Annotated in this window: 12 protein-coding genes; 9 read left to right on the forward strand and 3 right to left on the reverse strand. The window is 31.2% G+C overall.

Annotated features, from left to right (window positions below; translation table 11 throughout):
- Nucleotides 1–9: 9 nt before the first annotated feature.
- Nucleotides 10–591 (reverse strand): glycerol-3-phosphate 1-O-acyltransferase PlsY, encoded by a 582-nt coding sequence (gene plsY / locus LQ673_RS03630; RefSeq protein ID WP_025905927.1) that lies wholly within the window; start codon nucleotides 589–591, stop codon nucleotides 10–12.
- A gap of 201 nt (nucleotides 592–792) precedes the next feature.
- Here plsY and parE point away from each other — a divergent pair, with 201 nt between their 5' ends.
- The 3 genes from parE to alsT all read left to right on the forward strand — a co-directional run bounded on the left by parE (nucleotide 793) and on the right by alsT (nucleotide 6,857).
- Nucleotides 793–2,796 (forward strand): DNA topoisomerase IV subunit B, encoded by a 2,004-nt coding sequence (gene parE, locus LQ673_RS03635; RefSeq protein WP_037587937.1) that lies wholly within the window; start codon nucleotides 793–795, stop codon nucleotides 2,794–2,796.
- Nucleotides 2,796–5,210 carry a DNA topoisomerase IV subunit A gene (parC, locus tag LQ673_RS03640; protein ID WP_239704621.1) on the forward strand — a complete coding sequence of 805 codons (2,415 nt, stop codon included), beginning with the start codon at nucleotides 2,796–2,798 and terminating at the stop codon, nucleotides 5,208–5,210. The genes parE and parC overlap by 1 nt, the downstream gene beginning before the upstream one ends.
- A gap of 84 nt (nucleotides 5,211–5,294) precedes the next feature.
- Nucleotides 5,295–6,857: a glutamine transporter AlsT gene (alsT, locus tag LQ673_RS03645; protein ID WP_191835540.1), complete on the forward strand. Its 1,563-nt coding sequence runs from the start codon at nucleotides 5,295–5,297 to the stop codon at nucleotides 6,855–6,857.
- A gap of 43 nt (nucleotides 6,858–6,900) precedes the next feature.
- Here alsT and LQ673_RS03650 read toward each other — a convergent pair whose 3' ends face one another.
- Nucleotides 6,901–7,884 (reverse strand): DUF1002 domain-containing protein, encoded by a 984-nt coding sequence (locus LQ673_RS03650; protein WP_191835541.1) that lies wholly within the window; start codon nucleotides 7,882–7,884, stop codon nucleotides 6,901–6,903.
- A gap of 101 nt (nucleotides 7,885–7,985) precedes the next feature.
- Between LQ673_RS03650 and glcT the strand changes: the two genes are divergently transcribed.
- From glcT to mprF, 4 genes are all read left to right on the forward strand, one after another.
- Entirely contained in the window at nucleotides 7,986–8,822 is an 837-nt protein-coding gene (gene glcT / locus LQ673_RS03655) for a glucose PTS transporter transcription antiterminator GlcT (RefSeq protein ID WP_037587943.1), read from the forward strand.
- A 123-nt stretch (nucleotides 8,823–8,945) separates the two neighbouring features.
- The gene (gene ptsG, locus LQ673_RS03660) at nucleotides 8,946–11,012 is read left to right on the forward strand and encodes a glucose-specific PTS transporter subunit IIBC (protein WP_239704619.1); all 2,067 of its coding nucleotides are present in this window, start codon (nucleotides 8,946–8,948) and stop codon (nucleotides 11,010–11,012) included.
- 213 nt (nucleotides 11,013–11,225) lie between these two features.
- Entirely contained in the window at nucleotides 11,226–12,380 is a 1,155-nt protein-coding gene (locus LQ673_RS03665; protein ID WP_078099920.1) for an AI-2E family transporter, read from the forward strand.
- A 121-nt stretch (nucleotides 12,381–12,501) separates the two neighbouring features.
- Nucleotides 12,502–15,027: a bifunctional lysylphosphatidylglycerol flippase/synthetase MprF gene (gene mprF / locus LQ673_RS03670; RefSeq protein WP_191835543.1), complete on the forward strand. Its 2,526-nt coding sequence runs from the start codon at nucleotides 12,502–12,504 to the stop codon at nucleotides 15,025–15,027.
- A gap of 390 nt (nucleotides 15,028–15,417) precedes the next feature.
- Here the strand turns inward: mprF and LQ673_RS03675 are convergent, their stop codons facing one another.
- Complete coding sequence (locus tag LQ673_RS03675; RefSeq protein ID WP_191835544.1) at nucleotides 15,418–15,981, reverse strand: LysE family translocator; 564 nt, start codon at nucleotides 15,979–15,981, stop codon at nucleotides 15,418–15,420.
- Between the two features lie 93 nt (nucleotides 15,982–16,074).
- Between LQ673_RS03675 and LQ673_RS03680 the strand changes: the two genes are divergently transcribed.
- Nucleotides 16,075–16,971: a LysR family transcriptional regulator gene (locus LQ673_RS03680; RefSeq protein ID WP_191835545.1), complete on the forward strand. Its 897-nt coding sequence runs from the start codon at nucleotides 16,075–16,077 to the stop codon at nucleotides 16,969–16,971.
- Nucleotides 16,971–17,354 carry a VOC family protein gene (locus LQ673_RS03685; protein ID WP_107577652.1) on the forward strand — a complete coding sequence of 128 codons (384 nt, stop codon included), beginning with the start codon at nucleotides 16,971–16,973 and terminating at the stop codon, nucleotides 17,352–17,354. The genes LQ673_RS03680 and LQ673_RS03685 overlap by 1 nt, the downstream gene beginning before the upstream one ends.
- Nucleotides 17,355–17,384 lie beyond the last annotated feature (30 nt).

Below are 17,384 nucleotides of genomic sequence, written 5' to 3' on the forward strand. Positions count from 1 at the left end.
CATTCTCCTTTACATCCATTTGATTTTTGGTTCTTGTCCTTTGAATATTCTTACGATATTTGATTGGTGTCTGACGAGCAGTATAACCAATATTGCAATAGATACGATTAAGAAAGGTATATCACCAATGATAATTGCACCTATAAAACAACTTATACCCGCTACAATACTAGATAATGATACATATTTAGTTAAATATAGAATTACAAAGAATATAATAGCTAGTATAATTAATAGTATCGGATGTACACCTAGAACAGCACCTGCACTTGTTGCAACGGCTTTTCCACCTTTGAATTTCAAAAATATTGGAAATACATGTCCGACTACTGCACAAATACCTACAAATATGCTAGGAATATCTACATTAAACCATATTGGGAAGAAAACTACAATAAATCCTTTGAAGATATCTAAAAACATCACGATAAATCCAGCTTTTTTTCCTAATACTCTAAATGTATTTGTAGCACCTAGGTTGCCACTTCCAAATTGTCGAATATCTTTTTTATAAAATAACTTACCTAACACAAGGCCACTTGGGAAACATCCAACTAAGTAGCTAAGTATAATAACAACAAATGTCATTATTGAAACACTCCTTTGATAGCAGGTACTAATAGTTTACCATAACTGTATATCGGTTACTATTTAAAAATATGATATTGTCTGTACAATGTAAAGGGAAATTGTACCACAATTAGGGATAGGGCTTGCATTTTCTAGGGATTTATAACAAAATAACTATTGTAAAGTAAAAGAAACGAACGTACGTTTGTAGGAGGAGAAATATTGAATAAACAAGCAAAAGTTCAATATGGTGAAGATTCAATACAAGTACTCGAAGGTTTAGAAGCAGTAAGAAAAAGACCTGGTATGTACATTGGTTCAACAGATGTCCGCGGACTTCACCATTTAGTATATGAAATAGTAGATAACTCTGTTGATGAAATTTTAAATGGCTTCGGTACGGAAATCGAAGTAACAATTCATAAAGATAATAGTATTTCTGTTCATGATAACGGTAGGGGGATGCCTACAGGACTACATAAGACTGGTAAACCGACACCTGAAGTAATATTTACTGTCCTTCATGCCGGCGGTAAATTCGGTCAAGGTGGCTATAAAACATCTGGAGGACTACACGGTGTAGGTGCTTCAGTTGTTAATGCTTTGAGTGAATGGTTAGAAGTAACGATTTATAGAGAAGGTCATATTTATAAACAAAAGTTCAAAAACGGTGGCGTACCTGTTACAACATTAGAGAAAAAGGGGAAAACACGTAAAACGGGTACAACGGTTCATTTCAAACCAGATTCAAAAATATTTAAAGCTTCAACACATTTTAACTTTGAAACGTTATGTGAAAGACTTCAAGAATCAGCATTTTTACTGAAAGCACTAAAAATAAAAGTAACGGATTTAAGGGGAGAAGAACCTAGAGAAGTATTTTATCATTATGAAGATGGTATTAAAGAATTTGTTAATTATTTAAATGAAGGCAAAGACGTGTTGCATGACGTTGCTATGTTTAGTGGCGAATCAAATGGAATTGAAGTAGATATTAGTTTTCAATTTAATGACCAATATTCTGAAACGATTCTAAGTTTCGTAAATAACGTCCGTACTAAAGACGGAGGTACACATGAAACAGCCTTAAAGACAGCATTTACTCGTGTATTCAATGAATATGCACGAAAAATCGGTGAACTTAAACAAAAAGATAAAAACCTTGATGGTAGTGACATTCGTGAAGGTTTGACAGCTATAATTTCTGTAAGAATTCCAGAAGATTTATTACAGTTTGAAGGACAAACTAAGTCTAAATTAGGTACAACAGAAGCACGTGCAGCTGTTGATTCCGTTATGTCAGATCAACTGCCTTTCTACTTAGAAGAGAAAGGTCAATTATCAAAGGCATTACTTAAAAAAGCGATTAAAGCATCTCAAGCACGTGAAGCAGCAAGAAAAGCGCGTGAAGAAGCTAGAAATGGTAAGAAAAACAAACGTAAAGAAACTTTATTATCTGGTAAATTAACGCCAGCACAAAGTAAAAATACAGAGAAAAACGAACTTTATTTAGTCGAAGGGGATTCTGCCGGAGGATCAGCTAAATTAGGGCGTGATCGTAAATTCCAAGCAATTTTACCGTTAAGAGGTAAAGTTATTAATACAGAAAAAGCTAAACTTGAAGATATCTTTAAAAATGAAGAAATCAATACGATTATTCATACAATAGGTGCAGGTGTTGGTGCAGACTTTAATATTGAAGATAGTAATTACAACAAAGTGATTATTATGACAGATGCCGATACAGATGGTGCACATATTCAAGTATTACTATTAACTTTCTTCTTCAAATATATGAGACCGCTATTAGAAGCAGGTAGAGTATATATTGCGTTACCACCTTTATATAAATTAGAAAAAGGTAAAGGTAAATCAAAACAAGTTGAATATGCATGGACGGATGAAGATTTAGAAGTATTAATGAAGAAAATTGGTAAAGGGTTCACACTTCAACGTTATAAAGGTTTAGGTGAAATGAATGCCGATCAACTATGGGAAACAACAATGGATCCTGAAACAAGAACGTTAATTCGAGTAAGTATTGATGATGAAGTACGTTCACAACGAAGAGTGACTACATTGATGGGTGACAAAGTTGAACCACGTAGAGAATGGATTGAAAGACACGTTCAATTTGGTATGCAAGAAGATCAAAGTATACTTGAAAGTGATGACATTCAAGTACTTGATGATGAAGTAGAATCATTAGAGGAGGAAGTTAAATAATGGTTGAACAAATTCAAAACCTTCCTTTAGAAGATGTAATTGGAGATAGATTTGGTAGATATAGTAAATATATCATCCAAGACCGTGCACTGCCTGATGTACGAGATGGATTAAAACCTGTACAACGTAGAATATTATTTGCGATGTATAAAGACGGGAATACGTATGATAGAAACTTTAGAAAAAGTGCTAAAACGGTTGGTAACGTAATCGGTAATTATCATCCACATGGTGATTCTTCTGTATACGATGCAATGGTTCGTATGAGTCAAGATTGGAAATTGAGACACGTACTAATAGAAATGCATGGTAATAATGGTAGTATTGATAATGACCCTCCTGCAGCGATGCGTTATACTGAGGCTAAATTAAGTAAATTAGCTGAAGTGTTATTACAAGATATTGATAAAGAAACAGTTGAACATGTACAAAACTTTGATGATACAGCGATGGAGCCTATGGTATTACCAGCTAGGTATCCTAACTTATTAGTCAACGGATCTACAGGTATTTCTGCTGGTTATGCAACTGATATTCCACCGCATAATCTAGGAGAAGTCATTGATTCGACATTAAAGCTTATCGATAAGCCAAGTACATCTGTAGATGAATTAATTGAACATATAAAAGGACCAGATTTCCCAACAGGCGGTATTATTCAAGGGTTAGATGGTATTAAGAAAGCCTATAAAACAGGTAAAGGTAAAATCGTTGTTAGAAGTAAAGTAGAAATAGAAAAAATTAGAGGCGGAAGAGAACAAATCGTCGTAACTGAAGTACCATTTGAAGTTAACAAAGGTACGCTAGTTAAGAAAATTGATGAACTTAGAGCTGATAAGAAAATTGAAGGTATTGTAGAAGTTCGTGATGAAACAGATAGAGAAGGTTTACGAATTGCGATTGAACTTAAGAAAGATATTAATAGTGAAGGTGTTCTGAATTACCTTTATAAGAATACAGACTTACAAGTGCTTTATCATTTTAATATGGTAGCAATAAATAATAGAAGACCTGAATTATTAGGCCTTAAATCAATTCTTGAAAGTTATATTGAACATCAAAAAGAAGTCGTAACAAGACGTTCTCAATATGAATTATCTCAAGCACAAAAACGTATGCACATCGTTGAAGGTTTAATTAAAGCATTGTCTATTTTAGACGAAGTTATTGAAACAATTAGAGCTTCTAAAAACAAACGTGATGCGAAAGAAAATTTAATTGCGAAATTTGAATTTACTGAAGAACAAGCTGAAGCAATCGTAATGTTACAGCTTTATAGATTAACAAATACAGATATTGTTTCATTAGAAAATGAATTTGATGAACTTAAACAAACTATCGAACGCTTAAAAGATATTTTACAAAATGAAAAATCATTATTTAAAGTGATTAAAAATGAGCTTAGAGCAGTTCGAAAAGAATTTGCAGATGAACGTTTAACTGAAATCGAAGAAAAAATTGAAGAAATAAAAATTGAAAAAGAAATTTTAGTTCCAAGTGAAGAAACTATCGTTTCTGTTACGCATGATGGATACATTAAACGTACTTCTAATAGAAGTTATATCGCAAGTGGTGTTGAAGAAGTAGGACTTAAAGACGGTGACTACTTATTAATGCACGAAAAAATGAATACGCAAGATACTTTAATTGTATTCACAAATAAAGGTAATTACTTATTTATACCTGTACATGAAATTGTGGACTTAAAGTGGAAAGATCTTGGTAAACATATTTCACAAATGATTCCAATTGATGATGACGAACGTGTCATTTCTGTAAATAAAGAAACTGATTTCAAGCCATCATCTAATTATATTATCGCGACGAAAAACGGCATGATCAAAAAGTCTACAAATGATAAATTTAAAGCGAGCAGAATTACAAAACCACTCGTTGCCATTAAACTTAAAGGTGACGATGAAGTTGTGTCCGTACTGAAAATAGTAAATGATGAACTTATAACAGTGATTACTGAAAAAGGTATGAGCTTAACTTACGATACGGATGAATTATCCGACATTGGTTTGAAAGCGGCTGGCGTTAAATCTATCAACTTAAAAGATAATGATAGAGTTGTAATGACAGATAAATTACCAAATGATCAATCTGTCTTTATTGTGACGGATCGTGGTTCAGTTAAAAGAATGAAAGCAGAACAATTTGTACCTGCTAAAAGATCTCAACGCGGCTTAATGATTTTGAAAGAACTAAAATCAAAAGCGCATAGAATTGTATTTGCTAGAACCGTTTCAGAAGATGAAACATGCGTTATCATTTCAGAAAAAGATCAAGTCAAAGTGAATACTAAAGACTTTAACTTTAGTGAACGATACACAAATGGTCGATTTGTTGTTGACGAGAATGACTTTGGTCAAGTTATCGATGCATATTTTGAAGAAAAAGCTATAGATTAAAAAAATATAGTCATAATGAATGGCACATGGTAAAATCATGATAGCAATTTATTATGACTATATTATTAGAATTGAGGGATTTCTTTGAAAGATTTTGATAGTTATATCCCAGATTGGTTTCATAATTTTGTCCAATGGGGTAATGATTTAATTTGGACTCAAAACTTAATTTTCCTATTACTACTAGCTGGTGTATTCTTTACAATAAGTTCTAGAGTAGTACAACTTAGATGGCTACCAGAAATGTTTAGAGTCATTTTCGAAAAACCTGAAACGTTAGAAGATGGAAGAAAAGGTATATCTTCTTTCCAAGCATTTGCTATAAGTGCTGCTTCTCGTGTTGGTACTGGTAATATCGCAGGTGTTGCAACAGCGATTGTACTAGGTGGCCCAGGTGCAGTATTTTGGATGTGGGTTATTGCATTCATTGGTGCAGCAAGTGCATTCTTTGAAGCAACATTAGCACAAGTGTATAAAGTTAAAGATAAAGAAGGTGGGTTCCGTGGTGGACCAGCTTATTACATAGAACGTGGTTTAGGTCAGAAATGGCTTGGTGTTGTGTTTGCAATACTTATAACAGTAACGTTTGCATTTGTATTTAACACAGTTCAATCTAATACGATTGCAGCTTCTTTAAATGAACAATATGAATTTTCAAATGTGATAACTGGAGTTATCTTGGCTATTATTACAGCATTAGTTATTTTTGGTGGTGTAAGAAGTATCGCAACAGTATCTTCATTTATCGTGCCAATTATGGCAGTTGGATATATTGGTTTAGTTGGTTATATCTTATTTATGAATGCTGATCAAATTTGGCCAATGATTCAAAATATCGTAAGAAGTGCATTTGGTTTACATCCTGCATTTGGTGGGGCAATGGGATTTGCAATTATGCAAGGTATTAAACGTGGCTTATTCTCTAACGAAGCTGGTATGGGTTCTGCAGCAAACGCAGCAGCAACAGCAGCCGTAAGTCACCCAGTTAAACAAGGTTTAATCCAAGCGTTAGGTGTATTCTTTGATACTATGATTATCTGTTCAGCAACAGCAATCATGTTATTACTTTATACTGATTTACAATTTGGAGCAGATGCGCCTCAAGGTGTGGCTGTAACGCAACAAGCACTTACAACACATGTAGGTGAATTCGGTGGTATATTCTTAACATTAGCTGTATTTATGTTCGCATTCTCTTCAATTATTGGTAACTATTACTACGGTCAATCAAATATTGAATACTTAACAAAAAATAAAATCGTAATGTTTATCTTTAGAGCATTAGTAGTAGCTATGGTCTTTGTAGGATCAGTTGTACAAGTACAAACAGTATGGGATACAGCAGACTTATTTATGGGATTAATGGCAATCATCAATATCGTAGCACTATTCGGACTTGCAACAGTTGTATTTGAAGTTGCTAAAGATTATCGTGCACAAAGAAAGCGTAAGTTAAACCCAGTATTTAAAATTGAAAACTTAAAAGTTAACTATAATAATATCGAAGCATGGGGCGATAACCCTTATGCAACATTAAACAAAAAAGAAACAACAGAACAATCATCTGAAGCAAATACAAAGTATGAAGAACCTAAACAAGATACTTTTGACATTATTAAAGATGATGATAAAGACGAAGATAAATAATATAAAAAAAACGCCGTGGGCACTAGCCCATGGCGTTTTCAATTTATTTAAATAAGTTTGCAATTGAATTGAAGATATCTTTGATGGCAGCTACGATTTTATCCCAGAAACCTTCGTCTTGAAGTTTGTCTTTAATATCATTACCTAAGTCTTCTGCTTTTTTCTTTGCATCTTTAAATTCATCTGATTTAACTAAATCATTAACATAATCTTTTGAGTTATTAATAAAGTCTTTTGCATTTTCACCGCTAAAGACACCGTCTTTTTGTGCTTTATCAATAACATTAACAATCATATTAATTTGGTTATCATTAATAACATTTGTTAAACCATTGTCTTCAATCTTCTGATTGACGATATTTGTGATTTCATTGATTGTTACATTACCAGATTTTTCAGCTACAGCTTGTTTAGATTCTGCAATTGTTTTGTTTAATTGTGATTGAGAAAAACCTTCTTGACCTTTATTTTCTTCAGTAATTTGGTTAATTGTAGATAATTCTTCTTGAGCGACTTGTGTTCTGCTTGAATCTACTTCTTCACCTTGTTCTTCAAATGCTTTGTATACACCAGCTAAGGCACTTTCGCCAGTTACATCTTCACTTGATGCAATTGTAACATCTGCATCTTGAATACCTGCTGTCATTAAAGCATTTTTATATGTGTCTTTAGTTACTTTTGTAATTTGACCTTGGTCTTGATTGATCGTTAAGTTAAGACCACTGCCTTTAGAAGTCTTTGTAATACGGATACTTGATTTTAAGACATCATTTGATGATTGCATATTTAAGTATTTATTTAAGTCATCAGCCGTAACGTAAGTTGTCTTGTCACTGTTTTTAGTGCCTAATAAGTTAGAAGTTGTATCTTTAGCACTTGAATTGTTTTGTAATGCTGCACCATAAACAGTAACGGCATTATCCCAAGCCTCTTCAGTTACCGCATGGGCTTGATGTTTCGGATATAAAATTGTAGATAATAATAAAACAGCAAGAACACTTATTATATATAGTTTCGTCTTTTTCATATGTTTGCACATCCTCGTATTTATTGATATAAAATATATCTATCATTATATTATCATCAAATGTATAATATGTAATAGGTCTTCAGAATGAGGTTTTAGATATGGGAAAATACATTATCGAAAAAGCATTAAACAATAATGTGTTAGTTGCTAATTATTATGATAAAGAAGTTATATTAGTTGGTAAGGGGATTGGTTTCGGAAAAAAACAAGGTGAAGAAATTAATACAGATTTAATCGAAAAGGTATATTTATTAGAATCTGAAAATGATAAAAATAAATATAAGCAATTATTAGATGGTACTAATGATGAAGTGTTTAATATCGTATTAGAAGTTGTAAATGGTATCGATAAACAGTTAGGTGGAAGTGTTAGTGAAAAGACACTAATATCTTTAACAGACCATATGTTATTTGCAATCAAGCGTATTAAAGAAGGTATACATGTTCATAATCCTTTTTTAAAAGAGACTGAACTGCTTTATCCGAGAGAATATCAAATAGCAGAAAAAGCTGTTAAAGCATTAAATGAAAAATTAAACTTACAGTTTATTGAATCAGAAGCTGGATTTATTGCATTACATATCCACTCTGCTGAAGTAAACCATTCAATTCATGATATACACAATATAAAAGCGATTATTCAAAAAGCAATCATTATAATAGAAGAAGGCCTAGAAGTTGATATTAACAAAAATAGTATTAATTATAGTCGTTTTGTTCGGCACCTTCACTTTGCGATTCAAAGAGTATTGGCAGATGAACGAATTCCAGATGCAACTAATATCGAAACACTATTGAAAGCGCAATATCCATTGTGCTATAATATTTCTGTAAAGATAGTGAAGATGATGCAAACACAGTTGAAGAAGCCGGTATATCAATCTGAATTGGCATATTTAACGATGCATATTCAACACTTTAATAATAACTTATAAATTGCGTGTTACTGATACGATCAGGCATGAGCAAATAGACTTTACCGTAATGGTAAGTTTCTTTGCTCATGCCTTTTTTCATGCCGTGATTTATAAAGTTAAACAATTAGGAGGGTATTAATTATGTTTAAAAAGTTCTTTGGACAATTGCAACGTATTGGTAAAGCATTAATGTTACCAGTTGCGATTTTACCAGCAGCGGGTATTTTACTTGCGTTTGGTAATGCAATGCAAAACGATCAATTCGTTGAAATTGCACCTTGGTTAAAATCTGATGTTATTGTCATGATAGCTTCAGTAATGGAATCATCTGGTCAAATTATCTTTGATAATTTACCGTTGCTATTCGCACTCGGGACTGCATTAGGTTTAGCTGGAGGAGATGGTGTTGCAGCATTAGCAGCATTAGTTGGTTACCTTATTATGAATACAACAATGGGTGTTGTTAAAGGTATTTCAATTGATGATATTTATAGCTACGCTGAAGGCGCTAAAACTTTAGGACAAACTGCTAAAGATCCAGCAAACGCATTAGTTCTTGGTATTCCAACACTTCAAACAGGGGTATTTGGTGGTATTATAATGGGTGCTCTTGCAGCATGGTGTTACAACAAATATTATAATATCAACTTACCACCATTCTTAGGATTCTTTGCTGGTAAAAGATTTGTACCAATTATCACATCTGTAGTGGCAATTATTGCAGGTATTATTCTTTCATTTGCATGGCCACCAATTCAAGATGGCTTAAATAACTTATCTACATTCTTATTAGATAAGAACTTAGCTTTAACGACATTTATATTTGGTATTATTGAACGTGCTTTAATTCCATTTGGATTGCATCACATTTTCTACTCACCATTCTGGTTCGAATTTGGTAACTATGTAAATTCTGCTGGTGAATTAGTTCGTGGTGACCAAAGAATATTCATGGCACAAGTTAAAGACGGTGTACCATTTACAGCTGGTGCATTCACAACTGGTAAATATCCATTTATGATGTTTGGTTTACCAGCTGCAGCATATGCAATCTATCGTCAAGCTCGTCCAGAGCGTAAAAAAGTTGTCGGTGGTTTAATGTTATCTGCAGGTTTAACATCATTCCTAACAGGTATTACTGAACCATTAGAATTCTCATTCTTATTCGTAGCACCAATATTATACGGTATTCATGTTATTTTAGCAGGTACATCATTCTTAGTGATGCATCTTCTACATATCCAAATCGGTATGACATTCTCTGGTGGATTTATCGATTACGTTTTATACGGATTATTAAATTGGGATCGTACTAATGCACTACTTGTTATTCCAGTAGGTATTATTTATGCGTTAGTTTATTACTTCTTATTCACATTTGCTATTAAGAAATTTAACTTAAAAACACCTGGTCGTGAAGATAAAGAATTTGAAACACGCAACAGTTCAGTAGCTGAACTTCCATTCGATGTATTAGATGCAATGGGTGGTAAAGAAAACATCAAACATTTAGATGCATGTATTACGCGTTTACGTGTTGAAGTATTAAATAAATCTGAAGTAAACAAAGATGAACTGAAAAGTTTAGGTGCATCAGGTGTACTTGAAGTTGGTAACAATATTCAAGCTATTTTCGGACCTAAATCAGATCAAATTAAACACGATATGGCACGTATCATTTCAGGAGAAATTACGAAACCTGATGAAACAACTGTTACTGAAGAAGGCGATCAAGAAAGTGCTGCTATTTTAGCTGAAGGTGGCGCAACAATTTATGCTCCTATTAAAGGTGAAGTTGTTAATATCTCTGAAGTACCAGATAAAGTATTCTCTGAAAAAATGATGGGTGATGGCGTTGCAATTATTCCTGAAACTGGTGAAGTAGTTGCACCATTTGATGGTAAATTGAAAATGACATTCCCAACAAAACATGCAATCGGTTTAGAATCTAATAACGGTGTTGAATTATTAATCCACTTCGGTTTAGAAACAGTTAAATTAGAAGGTAAAGGATTTGAAATTTTAGCGGAAGCTGATACAGATATCGTTAAAGGTCAACCATTAATGAAAGTAGATTTAGACTACATTAAAGAAAATGCTGATAGTACTGTTACACCAATCGTTGTTACAAATCTTGGTGATGCTTCATTAGAAGTATTAACAACAGGTTCAGTTGAACAAGGCGATAAAATTTTAGTCGTTAAATAAGACTTTTATGTTTTAGAAGATACATCTTCATGGTGTATCTTCTTTTTATATATTAAAAAATAATTATAATATTATTATGTAAACTATAAATGTAAATTTTTGTTTTTAAAGTGAAATGATTAGGGTATAATAGATTATAAATCTTTAAGAGGAGGGCTTATTTTGGAAAAAGAAAAGCATTCCAATAATTCTTTGAATAAAACAACACGTTTTATGCAGTTTTTCGGTGGACGTGATATTTATTTCATTTTAGGATTATTGATTTTGATAGGGTTAACAATATTTATTTTCCAACATGTTTCATTTATTTTTGAACCTATCGTTACGATTACTACAACTTTAATTGGCCCAATTATTGTTGCGTTTGTTGCATTCTATTTGTTTAATCCTTTAATTAATTTTATGGAAAGGTTTAACATCTCTAGATTATGGGGGATTATCATATTATTATGTGTAATTATCGCAGCATTTACACTAATTGTGACGTTATTAATACCTGTTGTGCAACATCAAGTTGAGAGTTTATCTAAAAATTTACCTACATATTTCGATGAATTTAGTGATAAATTAAAAGAGCTTTCTCAAAATTCATTTGTAGCGGATTACTATACACAAGCTCAAAATTGGTTCCAACAAAACTTTAGTGATATTCCTAAGAAAATATCTAATTCAGTAGGGGATTTCAGTAATAAGTTCCAATCATTTGTATCTACAATTACACATGTTGTTGTGATCATTATTACATTCCCATTTGTATTATTCTTCTTACTTAAAGATGGTGCAAAGTTTAGAAATTACTTTATTAGATTAATGCCACCAAAATTCAGAAAAGATACACACGATTTAATTGATAAAATGAACGTTCAAGTTGGTTCTTATATTCAAGGTCAAATGATTGTTGCTTTCTGTATTGGTGTATTACTATTTATTGGTTATTCAATCATTGGATTAGACTATGCACTAACTTTAGCAAGTATTGCTGCTGTGACAAGTGTTGTACCATATTTAGGACCAATAATTGCGATTTCACCAGCAATTATTTTAGCGGCAATTGATTCACCAATTATGTTATTGAAACTTGCAATCGTTTGGGCTGCAGTTCAATTTTTAGAAGGACATTTTATTTCGCCAAATATTATGGGGAAAACAATGCAAATTCATCCTTTAACAATTATCTTTGTATTGTTATGTGCAGGTAATTTAGCAGGTATACTTGGTGTTATTTTAGGTATTCCAGCATACGCTATTATTAAAGTAGCTGTGACACATCTCTTCACATTATTTAAACGTCGTTATAATAAATATTATCAAGATGACTCAGGTCCATACGAGTTTAAAGATGAAGAAGTTGTATACGAAAAAGAATAAACTATAAATATAGACTGCCTTTAACTTTTGAAGCTTAATGGCAGTCTTTTATTAAACATTTTAATTTATATATTTATATGGTATTATTTGGGAGTATTACAAAATTAAAGAAGGTTGGAATATGAGACTATTAAATCGAAAGAAAATTTTGCCAGTATTAAAGGCTTTATTTATATGTATCGTATTATGCATCGTTGTATTTGTATTGCATAATGAATTAGGGAAAATCGACTTTAAAAAGACAATCGTTCTTTTTAGAGAAATGAATACTTTTTATTTTGTAGGCATCATTATATTAGGTGTACTTTCCGTTTCTGTTTTATCATTATATGACATGATGTTAAAGCAATCTTTAAAGATCAGTTTGCCGATACACAAAGTACTATCTATTAGTTATATTATCAATACATTTAACAGTATTTTAGGCTTTGGTGGCTTAATAGGTGCTGGTTTAAGAATTTACTCTTATAGAAATGACGTTGAAGATAAGAAAGATTTAGTTAAAAGTGTTTCATTATTATTGTTATCCATGTTAAGTGGTTTAAGTTTATTATGTGCACTTATTGTATTTCGTGTTTTTAATGCGGATGCATTACTAGCTGATATTTCATGGGCTAAAATTGTCATTTATATTGGCAGTTTGTTTCTTCCATTATTTATAGTTGTGTCGTATTTAAAACCTTCTATAAGTCGAGATAGATTGCTTGGATTTAAATTTACAATTGTATCTGCACTCGAATGGATCGCCGCGAGCTACTTGTTATTTGTCATTTTAAAAGCATTACATATTCACGTAGACTTCGCACACTTAGTCGGTATATTTGTCGTTGCAGCCTTATCAGGGTTAATTAGTATGATACCTGGGGGCTTTGGTGCGTTTGATTTAGTGATTTTATTAGGTATTAAGTCACTTGGCGTACCTGAAGAAAAAGTACTATTAGCGTTGTTACTTTATAGAGTTGCTTATTACTTCTTCCCATTTATAATCGCACTTGGTTTATCTACATTTGAATTTGGTAGTATCGCTAAAAAATATATCGAAGAAAGTAAATTCTATACACCAGCTGTTGATACAACATCGTTTATCAAGTCTGTGCAAAGTGACTTTATGAACAAAGTACCAACATTAGCACTAGGGCTATTATCTGGTATTACAGGATTTGTTCTTTATTTTAATCACATATTAATCTTATATGATGCTATTTACTCACATCATTATACTTTTTATTCAATCTTATTAGCATTACATACAGCTTCTACACTTATGTTACTGATTTGCGCGAAAGGCGTTATGTCTGGTACGATGCGTTCTATACTCATGAGCATTATTTCTGTCATCGTAATGTTAGTCGTATCCATATTAACGAATAGCACGATCATTGCATTTTTATGGTTAGCGATACTTTTAATATTATTATTTATCGGTTACAAAAATGCACTTGTTGTCAAAAAGATTGTGACACCTATGAAAATAGTTTTAAGTGGTGTATTAATATTAACAATGTTTATCTTCAATAGAATTGTCACTAAAAATTATTTAAATTTATATCCACATGAAGTTACTAAATTTGATAAATATGCTGTATTTACAATGTTCTTAATTGCACTCGCGATATTATGTTTAATCGGTATGTGCATAACCTATATTCTTTCAAAAAGATTCCAAAAAAGTTTATATACAAATGCTACATATGAAACGATACAGAACATTATCGATCAAAACCAAGGTTCATATGTGAGTCACTTAGCATTTACAGGAGATAAATCATTTTATGTTAATAAAGATGAAGATGTCTTTATTATGTATCGACATAAGATGAATGCAGTTATCGTGTTAGGTGATCCAGTCGGTAATTCGGATAAATATCATGAAGTATTAAAAGAATTTTATGATCAAATGCATTTTTTAGGCCATGATATTATTTTCTATCAAGTACAAAGTAAATTACTATCTTTATATCATGATTATGGAAATGTCTTTTTCAAATTAGGAGAAGAAGCGCTCATAGATCTAGAAACATTTAGTTTATCTGGTAAGAAAAAGCGTGGTATGCGTGCAACACATAATAAAATGGCATCAGAAGGCTATCAATTTGAAATTATAGAAGCACCGTATACACAAGATGACATCGATATGTTGAAATCTATTAGTGACGGCTGGTTAGGTGATAAGAGAGAAATGAGCTTCTCAGTTGGATCATTTGATGAAGATTATTTAAATAAAGCACCAATCGCAGTTATAAGAAATGATAATAAAGAAATAGTAGGTTTCTGTTCATTAATGTATACGAACTATAATGAATCCATATCTGTAGATCTAATTAGATGGAACAAAGAAGTAGAACTACCAATGATGGATGCTTTATATATCCATATGTTGTTATGGGCACAAGAACAAGGCTATAAACAATTTAATATGGGAATGGCTACATTATCCAATGTAGGACATAATCAATATGCATATTTAAGAGAAAAATTTGCAGCAAAAGTATTTGAAAATATGAATGGATTATATAGTTTTCAAGGATTACGAAATTATAAACAAAAATTTTATCCAGAATGGGAACCAAGATATTTAGTATATCGAAAATATAGTTCGCTATTATGGAATTTAATAAGAGTATCATTAACAATTAATCATAAATAAAAACAGAGTCTGGGAGGTAATTCCTAACTCAAATTAATAACACCTCATTCTACTGATTTATTCAGTATAAAATGAGGTGTTATTTTTTATAATCTACGATTTTGTTCGTGCATGCTTGCCTAGGGTATGGTTCGAGCCTGTAGTCTCTCACACATACTATTCCCTCAGGCGTCAGCACAGCACAAAATCGTTACAAATTTCCAATTTCATACAAAAAATAAAGCACTCTCATATAATTTAATTAATCATGACAAAAACCAAATCAACGAGGTGCCTTATGTATAAAGTTTATAACATGTCTCAAATAACTCTACCATTAAATATTGAAGTATTGATTCCAGAAAATGATATTGTACATTATGTTTTTTAGTTAAATCTTACTTTTATTCATTAATAGAAAATACTAAATGCGGAGTATAGGATTAATAATGACATAACAGTATTAAATATATAATGATATTTATTGAGATATCTTTTTAAATAGTGTCCTAATACGCCCCATACAATAAGGCAACCCCACCCAATAATAATTGTTAATACCATATATACAAATGGTTTGTTATTGGAATTAGGGATAATAAAAACACCTAGTAACGTGATATAAAATAATAATGTTTTCATATTTAAAATTTGTAATAAAAATCCTGCTTTAAAAGTAGAATATACATCACCAGTTTCATCGTTTTTACTAGCAGTAAACGTTTTATAGGATAGATACAATAAATATACAAATCCAAATATTTTCAGTGTTTGTTCAACTGCTTCAATATATTCTTCAAATAAGTATAAACAAATAGAAGCTAAAATAGCTAAAAATAAAAAACCTGCTAATATACCAAATATAAATTTTTTTGCACCTAATAAACCATGTTTTTTTGTAGAATTCATAATAAAAATATTACTTGGACCTGGCGTAATAGATGTTACAAAAACATAAATTAAAAACGCAGACATGTTCTTCACCTCTATATAAATTTTAATGTCTTTTTGGTTATAAGTGAAATTAATGTTATTATTAATACATTAATAAAATTAATAGGTGATTGAATGAATATAAAGCAGTTAAAAATTTTAAAGACACTTATAGAAACGAAGAGTTATACAAGAACAGCAGAAATACTAAACTATACGCAATCAAATGTATCTCAACAAATTAATCAGTTGGAAGCAGAATTGAAAAATGAATTATTTATATACTCAAATAAAAAATTGATTGAAAGTGAGTTTCTTTTAAAAATATTACCTTTAGTTAATGACTATATTTCGACACACGATCAAATTATTAAATTATCGAACGAGGACATGACTCATAAATTAAAAATAGCAGCACCCGAATCACTAGTTACAACAGGATTAAGTGAAGTTATAAAAATATTTTTAGAAAAATTTCCAAATACAGAATTTGATTTGCTTAATAATACTTGTAGTAAAAATCAAGCATTACTTATGAATGGTGAAGTAGATATAGCTTTTGTGATCAATACTGGAATCCAAAATAATACCATAAAAAAACATAAATTAAGTGATGATGAAATTGTTATTGTGGCACATCATTCTGCTCCAGATACATTAGATGAGTTGTTAAGTAGTAAACGGTATAATCATTTTGTAATAAACGAAAAAGACAGTACTTATCGCACGATGTTTGAAGATTTTTTAAGTAGTAACTTAAAGGAAGTTTCTAAAACAACAGAATTATGGAGTATAGATGCAATTAAGACATTTTTAATAGATGATATGGGATTTAGTGTATTGCCATATAGAACTGTAGAGAAAGAAATAAATTCAAATAAGTTAAAAATCATAGAGGGAAATGATCAATTTCCTACTTTTTATTCATTCGCTTTAACAAAGAAGAAAAATTGGGATAACAATCTCATTGATTTATTTATTCAAGAAGCAAAAATATATATGGGAAGAAATATGAAAAAGGAGGAAAAATAATGAAAATAGAAGGAATCGATCATATTGTTTTGACTGTTTCTAATATTGAAAAGACATTGGATTTTTATAGCAACATATTAGGAATGGAAATTATTGAATTTGGGGAAAATAGAAAAGCTTTAAAGTTTGGGAATCAAAAAATTAACTTGCATAGCGAACATAATATCATTAAACCTAGCGCTCATAACCCAATGGCAGGTTCAGCTGATATATGTTTAATAACTAAAACTAGTATTGAAGAAGTTGTATCTCATTTAAATAATCATAACGTTAACATTGAGTTAGGGCCAATCGATAAAGTTGGTGCCCTTGGTGAAATCAATTCTGTTTATTTAAGAGATCCTGATAATAATTTAATCGAAATTTCAAACTATAAAAACTAAAAATACATATTTATAGAATACAAAAAACTT

It is taken from the genome of Mammaliicoccus sp. O-M54 (assembly GCF_022386035.1).
GTDB lineage: Bacteria > Bacillota > Bacilli > Staphylococcales > Staphylococcaceae > Mammaliicoccus > Mammaliicoccus sciuri_A.

Coding starts and splice junctions, on each gene's coding strand:
- parC (WP_239704621.1), top strand. CDS start 2,796: ATGGTTGAACAAATTCAAAACCTTCCTTTAGAAGATGTAATTGGAGAT.
- glcT (WP_037587943.1), top strand. CDS start 7,986: ATGGGAAAATACATTATCGAAAAAGCATTAAACAATAATGTGTTAGTT.
- mprF (WP_191835543.1), top strand. CDS start 12,502: ATGAGACTATTAAATCGAAAGAAAATTTTGCCAGTATTAAAGGCTTTA.
- LQ673_RS03685 (WP_107577652.1), top strand. CDS start 16,971: ATGAAAATAGAAGGAATCGATCATATTGTTTTGACTGTTTCTAATATT.
- LQ673_RS03665 (WP_078099920.1), top strand. CDS start 11,226: ATGCAGTTTTTCGGTGGACGTGATATTTATTTCATTTTAGGATTATTG.
- ptsG (WP_239704619.1), top strand. CDS start 8,946: ATGTTTAAAAAGTTCTTTGGACAATTGCAACGTATTGGTAAAGCATTA.
- LQ673_RS03675 (WP_191835544.1), bottom strand. CDS start 15,981: ATGTCTGCGTTTTTAATTTATGTTTTTGTAACATCTATTACGCCAGGT.
- LQ673_RS03680 (WP_191835545.1), top strand. CDS start 16,075: ATGAATATAAAGCAGTTAAAAATTTTAAAGACACTTATAGAAACGAAG.
- LQ673_RS03650 (WP_191835541.1), bottom strand. CDS start 7,884: ATGAAAAAGACGAAACTATATATAATAAGTGTTCTTGCTGTTTTATTA.